The sequence below is a fragment of the Deltaproteobacteria bacterium genome, from assembly GCA_003696105.1.
GTDB lineage: Bacteria > Myxococcota_A > Polyangia > Haliangiales > J016 > J016.
In genome coordinates this window covers 1-6,467 of record RFGE01000176.1, presented here as the reverse complement: position 1 = coordinate 6,467, position 6,467 = coordinate 1, and the positions used below count along the sequence as shown (strand labels likewise).

General features: G+C 68.1%; 6 protein-coding genes. All 6 read right to left on the bottom strand.

Annotation, left to right across the window (positions count from 1 at the left end; translation table 11 throughout):
* Positions 1-223: 223 nt before the first annotated feature.
* The gene (locus D6689_11720) at positions 224-3,145 is read right to left on the bottom strand and encodes a tetratricopeptide repeat protein (GenBank protein ID RMH41168.1); all 2,922 of its coding nucleotides are present in this window, start codon (positions 3,143-3,145) and stop codon (positions 224-226) included.
* Positions 3,146-3,291: 146 nt separating this feature from the next.
* Complete coding sequence (gene accC / locus D6689_11715) at positions 3,292-4,638, bottom strand: acetyl-CoA carboxylase biotin carboxylase subunit (protein ID RMH41167.1); 1,347 nt, start codon at positions 4,636-4,638, stop codon at positions 3,292-3,294.
* 9 nt (positions 4,639-4,647) lie between these two features.
* A complete protein-coding gene (accB, locus tag D6689_11710; protein RMH41166.1) occupies positions 4,648-5,259 on the bottom strand; it encodes an acetyl-CoA carboxylase biotin carboxyl carrier protein in 612 nt (203 codons plus the stop codon).
* Positions 5,201-5,731, bottom strand: a complete 531-nt coding sequence (gene aroQ / locus D6689_11705; protein ID RMH41165.1) for a type II 3-dehydroquinate dehydratase — start codon at positions 5,729-5,731, stop codon at positions 5,201-5,203. The genes accB and aroQ overlap by 59 nt, the downstream gene beginning before the upstream one ends.
* A 4-nt stretch (positions 5,732-5,735) precedes the next feature.
* Positions 5,736-6,068 carry a hypothetical protein gene (locus D6689_11700; GenBank protein ID RMH41164.1) on the bottom strand — a complete coding sequence of 111 codons (333 nt, stop codon included), beginning with the start codon at positions 6,066-6,068 and terminating at the stop codon, positions 5,736-5,738.
* A 198-nt stretch (positions 6,069-6,266) separates the two neighbouring features.
* Positions 6,267-6,467 (bottom strand): hypothetical protein (locus D6689_11695; protein RMH41163.1); only part of this gene is annotated, 201 nt, incomplete at its 5' end.

Here is a 6,467-nt window from a genome sequence, read left to right as displayed (position 1 = left end):
GCCCCTAAGCTCGGCCGCTCGGCCGATCCGGGACCGGGACCGGCCGAGTCGCACCGCATCATTCAGGGACGGCCCCTAAGGGCTGTCCCGCGCGCGCGGATCCCTGCGCGCAAGACGCCCGGCCGCGATGCTGGCCAGCCGTCCCGGCGAACGCCCCGGGCCGAGCGACCGGCCAGCGAACGCCCACGGACGAGCGGCCGGCGCGATCGCGCCCTCGCCGCCCCTACGACCGCGACACGTCGTCGGCCCCGCCGCCGATGAGCCCGTCGAGCGCGGCGTCCACGTCGTCGGCGCGCGCCGGCGCGCGCGCGCGCGACCGGGCGCCGTTGCCCGCTTTCGACGCCGCCTTCATTCGGGCGATCCGCTCGGCGACGTCGCGATAGCCCGGCTCCTTCTTGCCGACCATCTCGTAGAAGTACAGCGCCTCGCTCGGGTCGTCCATCATCTCGTACGTCACACCGATCTCGAAGTACAGCCCGAGCTTCTCGGCTTCCGTGATCGACTCGACGTACAGGCCGTTTTTGAACTGCTGAACGGCCTCGGCAAATGCGCCCTGCTCCCGGTGGCACAGCCCGATCATGAGGTTGGCCTCGACGGCGCGCCGCTGTACGTCGAGCACTTTCTCGAACGACTTGATCGCCTCGGCGTACAGCCCCATCTCCTTGTACGCCAGCCCCAGATCGAAGTGCGTGTCGGCATCCTCGTCCGAGACCTCTTGGTGCAGCTTCACGCGGCTCGGCTGCGCGTCGTCGCGGGTTCGTGCGGCGAGCTCACTCTCGATCCGGTCGTCTGGAATCGGGCCGGGGTCCAGCGGGTCGGGTCCGAGTTCTACCGGCGAAGCGCTGAGATCTCCGGCCGCGAGCGCATCGATATCCTGCAACTTCGCGAGGATCAGTGGGTGGTTCGGATAGCGGCCGAGCAGGCCGTTGAGGATGTCGCGCGCCTCGTCGTACAGGCCCTGGGACACGAAGAAGTCGGCCTCGTCGAGGTCGTCCTCGAGGCTCGTGCCGGACGGCTCGTCCTGCGCGGTCGCCGCGGTCGGCTGTGTCGAGCGCGGCGGCGCAAGATCGATGCCGAGATCCTCGTCCGGATCGAGATGTTCCGGCGCGTCCAGCGGCGGTCCCGGCACCTCCGACGGCAGGTCCGTCGGATCGAGTTCGATCGGGGCTGCGTCGAATGCGCGCGGATCGTCGAACGTTCGGACCAGGTCGGCCGCCGGGTCGCGCACGTCGGACGGCTCGAACTCGATGTCGTCGACCGCCAACTCCGTCGTTCCGTCGGGAGCCGCCACCGGGGAATCGAACGCGAGTTCCTCGACCGACGCGTCCTCGAGCGCGAACTCGTCCTCCACCGCGAACTCCTGCTCGAGCTGGTCCAGCGATACCTCTTGCGTGACCTGGCCCGGCTCGGCGGGAAGCGGCGCCGCCGGCGCCGTCGCAGCCAATCCGTCGTATCCCGGTTCCGCCCCCGCACCGTCGACCTCGTCGAACGCGAACTCGCCGGCATCGTCGAACTCCGCGACGAGTTCGGCCTCGCCCTCGCCGGCCGCTCCCCCGCCGGCACCAAACTCGTAGGCGTCGAAGTCGAAGTCGTCCTCCTCGACCACCGCCACGTCGCCTGTTCCGAGGTCCTCGACCGCGACCTCGAGCGCACTGGACTCGTCGTCGACGATCTCGACGCCCGTGCCGCCGTCGACGGCGACCCCCAACCGCCGCGCGCACGCGGCAACGTCCGCGTCGCCGAGAGCGAGCCCGTTTGCCTCGGCGAGATAGTCGGCCGCGCGCGCCGGATCCTGCGGTGCCACCAACTCGGCGAGCGTGATGAGTTCGGCGACGGCATCGCGCAGGCGCCCATCGGATACGAAGATGTCCTTGAGCCGTTCGCGCGCCTCGACGTTGTGCGGGTCGAGTTCGAACACGCGCTGCAGGTGGTCGATCGCCTTCTGCTGCAGCCCGTACTTCACGTAGACGTCGGTCTCCGTGAGGATCTTCGCGATCTCGTCGGCGTTGGCCTCGACCGCGGGCCCCGGAACTTCGAAGCTCTCGTCGTCGACCGCGATGTCGGCCGCGAACGCATCGCTGGCGTCGTCCGACAGCCCGTCGACGTCCAGTTCGAACTCCTCGTCCGGGGCCTCGACCAGCGGCATCGAACCGGTCGGCTGCCCCACCGCGCCAGTCCGCGCGCGCCGCACCGGCGCCGACTCCACGACCTCCGCCGCCCGCGGGATCGATTCGCTCGGCCGGCTCGGAGGCTCTTCGCCCAGCGCCGCGCGCGAATCCGGGTCGTCCGGTGCGAACATCAGAATCTTGCGATGCACGTCCAGCGCTTCCGCGCGCTGGCCGTTTTCCGTGAACACCCGCGCCAGCTCCTTGAGCACCGACACCGTCTTGCTCTTCTGGTCGAGCGCCTGGAACGCCTGCGCCAACAGCGCCAGGGTCTCGACGTCGCGCGGATCCGCCTTGAAACAGGCCTGGAGCTTCTGGAGTGCGCGCCGCGCGTCGTTGCGCCGCAAGTACAGCGTCGCGAGTTCCCGGTTGAGTGCGATGTCGCTGTTGTCGTGCCACAGCAGCCGCTCGGCGACCTTGATGAAATCGTCCTGGCGGTTGTGTTCGCGCAGGTAGTCACACGCGCGGCGGAACTCCGCGATCGCCTCCTGCGTCATGCCCTCCTTCGAGTACAGCTCGGCGAGCTTGATGCGGGTGGCGACGTTGTCCGGGTCGAGGTCGACGAGCTGCCGGATCGTCGCGAGCGCCTCCTGGGTCTTGCCCTCGCGGTGGAAATGGGCGGCGACGCGCTCGAAGTGCTGCATCGCGTCGGACAAGAGCCCGAGCTGCCGGTACAACTCGGCGAGCTTCAGGTTGACCTCGACCATGCGCGGGTCGAGCTTGAGGATCTGTTTGTAGACGGCGACCGCCTTCAGGTAGAAACCCTGCTCGCTGTAGAACTTCGCGACCTTCAGATAGGTTTCGGTCGCCTCCGCCTTGGCGCCCTTTTTCGCGTACAGATCGCCGATCTTGAGCCAGACCCGGACGTCCTTCGGATCGTGCTCCACGACCTTGCGGTACTCGCGGATCGCGCGGTCGACCTGGCCCTTCTCGACGTACTTGCGGGCCGCGTCCATCACCTTGTTCTTGTTGAAGGCCATGGCTTACGCGCTCGATCGCCCCCGCGGCACGCGCACGACTACACGACGCCCCTCGGCGGGACGTTCTGACGGTCCCCAAAGGATAGCGTCAGCTTATGGGGTCGCCAGAACCCCGTCAAGCAAGGGGTTCCATTTATTGTGTAGTTTTACAATGTTGCGTGCGTGGCCAGGAACCGCCCGACAAACCCCGTGTCCACGCGGTTTTGCAGGAAATCCGGATCGTCGAGCAAGCGCCGGAAGAACGGGATGTTCGTCTGGATGCCCTCGACGACGAACTCGTCGAGGCACCGGCGCAGGCGCCGCAGCGCGCGCGGCCGGTCGTTGTCGCGGACGATCAGCTTGGCCAGCAGCGAGTCGTAGTACGGAGGCACGACGTACCCCTCGTAGATGTGCGTGTCGACCCGCACACCGAAGCCGCCGGGCAGATTGAGGCCGGTGATTCGGCCCGGCGACGGCGCGAACGTCTCGGGATCCTCGGCGTTGATCCGCAGCTCGATCGAGTGCCCGCGCGGCCGCCGCGTCGCGCCGAACGACAGCGGTTCGCCCGCAGCGATCAACACCTGCTCGCGCACGAGGTCGATCCCGGTCACCATCTCGGTGACGGTGTGCTCGACCTGCAACCGCGTGTTCATTTCCATGAAGTAAAAGCTGCCGTCCTCGTCGAGCAAGAACTCCAGGGTGCCGAGGCTCTGGTAGTCGATCGCTGCGATCGCCGCGACGGCCGATGACAACAACCGCTCGCGGACGTCGTCGCGCAGCACTTCCGACGGCGCCTCCTCGACCAGCTTCTGATGGCGGCGCTGAATCGAGCATTCCCGCTCGCCCAGGTGCGCGTAGTTGCCGTGCGAGTCGCCGAGAACCTGCACCTCGATATGGCGCGGGTTGCGAACGTAGCGCTCGACGTACACGTCCGGGTTGCCGAATCCCGCCTGCGCCTCGGACCGCGCCTGCTGCCAAAGCTGCACCAGACGCGACTCGTCCTCGACGATCTTCATGCCGCGACCGCCCCCGCCGGCCGCGGCCTTGATGATCAGCGGAAATCCGACGCGCGCGACCGTCTCGCGCAGCTGCGTCTCCGATTCGATCACGCCGGAGCCGGGCAAGATGGGCACGCCGGCGTCGCTCATCGCCGCGCGGGCGCGAATCTTGTCGCCCATCGTGCGCATCACCGAGTAGTGCGGGCCGATCCACGTAATGCCGCACCTGGCGCACACTTCGGCGAACTCGGCGTTCTCCGCGAGGAATCCGTAGCCGGGATGGATGGCCTCGGCGCCGGTGATCTCGGCGGCGCTGATGATGGCCGGGATCGACAGATAGCTTTGCGCGGCGGGCGGCGGCCCGATGCATACCGCCTCGTCGGCGAATCGGACGTGAAGCGCGTCGGCGTCCGCTTGCGAATACACCGCGACGGACCGCACGCCGAGTTCGCGCAGCGCGCGGATGATGCGCATCGCGATCTCGCCGCGATTCGCGATCAACACCTTCTTGAACATGGTGCGCGGTCAGGCCGGATTGATCTTGAACAGCGGCTGGCCGTACTCGACGGGCTGACCGTTGTCGACGAGGATCGCGACGACGACACCGGACACCTCGGCCTCGATCTCGTTCATCAATTTCATCGCCTCGACGATGCACAGCACCTGGCCCTTTTCGACGCGCTGTCCGACTTCGACGTACGGGTCGGCGTCCGGACTCGGCGCGCGATAGAACGTGCCGACGAACGGAGACGTGACGATGTGGTACTTTCCGTCGGCGCTGTCGTCGGCGGTGTCCGGTTCCCGGGCCGGCGTCGCGGCAACCGGGGCGGCGGCGACCGCGGCCGGAGCGACGGACGGCGCCGCCACGACCAGGGGCGCCGTCGCGGCCGTCGCGGCGGCGGCCTGCGCGGCAGCTTGCGCATGGGACCGCAGGGTCACGGTCGCGTCCGGCAACTCCACGATGAGTTCCGCGAGGTTGCGGCGCGCGAGGACCGTGGCCAGCTCGCGCACGAGTTCCACGGTTTCCTGTGTGCGGGTCTTCTCGGCGGAAACCGCCTTGCCGGTCCCCGCGGGACGGTCAGCGGCCTTCGCGGCCGTCTTGCGGCCGGCGGCCGGTGGCTTGCGAGTCGTGCTCATCGGCTGCCAACCCTTCCACATGTGCCAGCGCCGCGTCCAGTCCCAGCAGGTAGCTATCGACGCCGAACCCGGCAATCTGTCCGATGCACCGCGCCGCGGTGATCGACGTGTGGCGGAACGGCTCGCGCGCATGCACGTTGGACAGGTGCACCTCGACCGCCGGCACGCCGCACGCTTCGAGCGCGTCGCGGATCGCCACGCTGGTGTGCGAGTACCCTCCGGGGTTGATCACGATGGCGTCGTACCGGCCGGTCGCCGCTTGGATCGCGGACACCAGCTCGCCCTCGAGATTGGACTGCCTGCAGTCCGCTTCCGCCCCCCGCTCCCGCGCGCGCCGCGCGATCGCCGCGTCGACGTCCGCCAGCGTCGCCGTGCCATAGACCGACGGATCGCGCGAGCCCAGCAGGTTCAAGTTCGGCCCGTGCAGCACGAGGATGCGCCGCCGCCGGCCGCGTCGAGCCCGGCCGCCCACGATCCTAGAGTTCGGCGATCAGGCGCGGTGCGACGACGCGCAGCAGGAACCGCGCCTTGCCGAAATTGCCGTCGGCGCGCAGCGCGACGCCGATGAAATACTCGGCGTTGAGCATGCGGATCACGATGACGAGCTGCTCGGCTTTGATCGAGATCTCCTGTAAGTCGCCGACGGCGAGGACCTCGCTCGCCTTGCGAATCTGCGTGAGGATGAAGCTAAACTCCATCCCGATCGTGTCGATGTCGATCGACTCGCCGTCGCGGACGTATCTGTCGACCGCGATCCCGTCGAGGCCCATGATGAGTGCGCCGACGCCGCCGTCTACATGGTCGACCACTTTCCTGAGATGCTCCGTAAACACGAGTACCTTCCTGTGTAGTGGCGCGTATCCTATGCGACGAATGGGCGGCGAACCAGCCCGGCCGCCGGCCGCACGGCGCATTTCACCTGCCGGCGCGGCGGCTGTCCGCGCGACGTGACGGCACGACGGCGGTCGCCCCGCCCGCGGGCGCGGCGCTGCAGGGAGTCCGTCATCCTACTCTTCCGACGTCGATGTGGCCGGACACACCAGGTTGCCGGTGCCATCATCGCAGCACTGCGTCGCTATGTCCTGCAGGTGCCCAGTACACTCGAACGCCGACGCGACGAAGCCCGGATCGAGCGCACTGCACAGACCGACGTTGGTTTGCAGACAACCGTCGCACACCTGAATCGGGTATTCGAACTCCTGCGACTG

Excerpts from the sequence above, each read along its gene's own strand:
- D6689_11720 (RMH41168.1), bottom strand. The coding sequence starts at position 3,145 with ATGGCCTTCAACAAGAACAAGGTGATGGACGCGGCCCGCAAGTACGTC.
- accB (RMH41166.1), bottom strand. The coding sequence starts at position 5,259 with ATGAGCACGACTCGCAAGCCACCGGCCGCCGGCCGCAAGACGGCCGCG.
- accC (RMH41167.1), bottom strand. The coding sequence starts at position 4,638 with ATGTTCAAGAAGGTGTTGATCGCGAATCGCGGCGAGATCGCGATGCGC.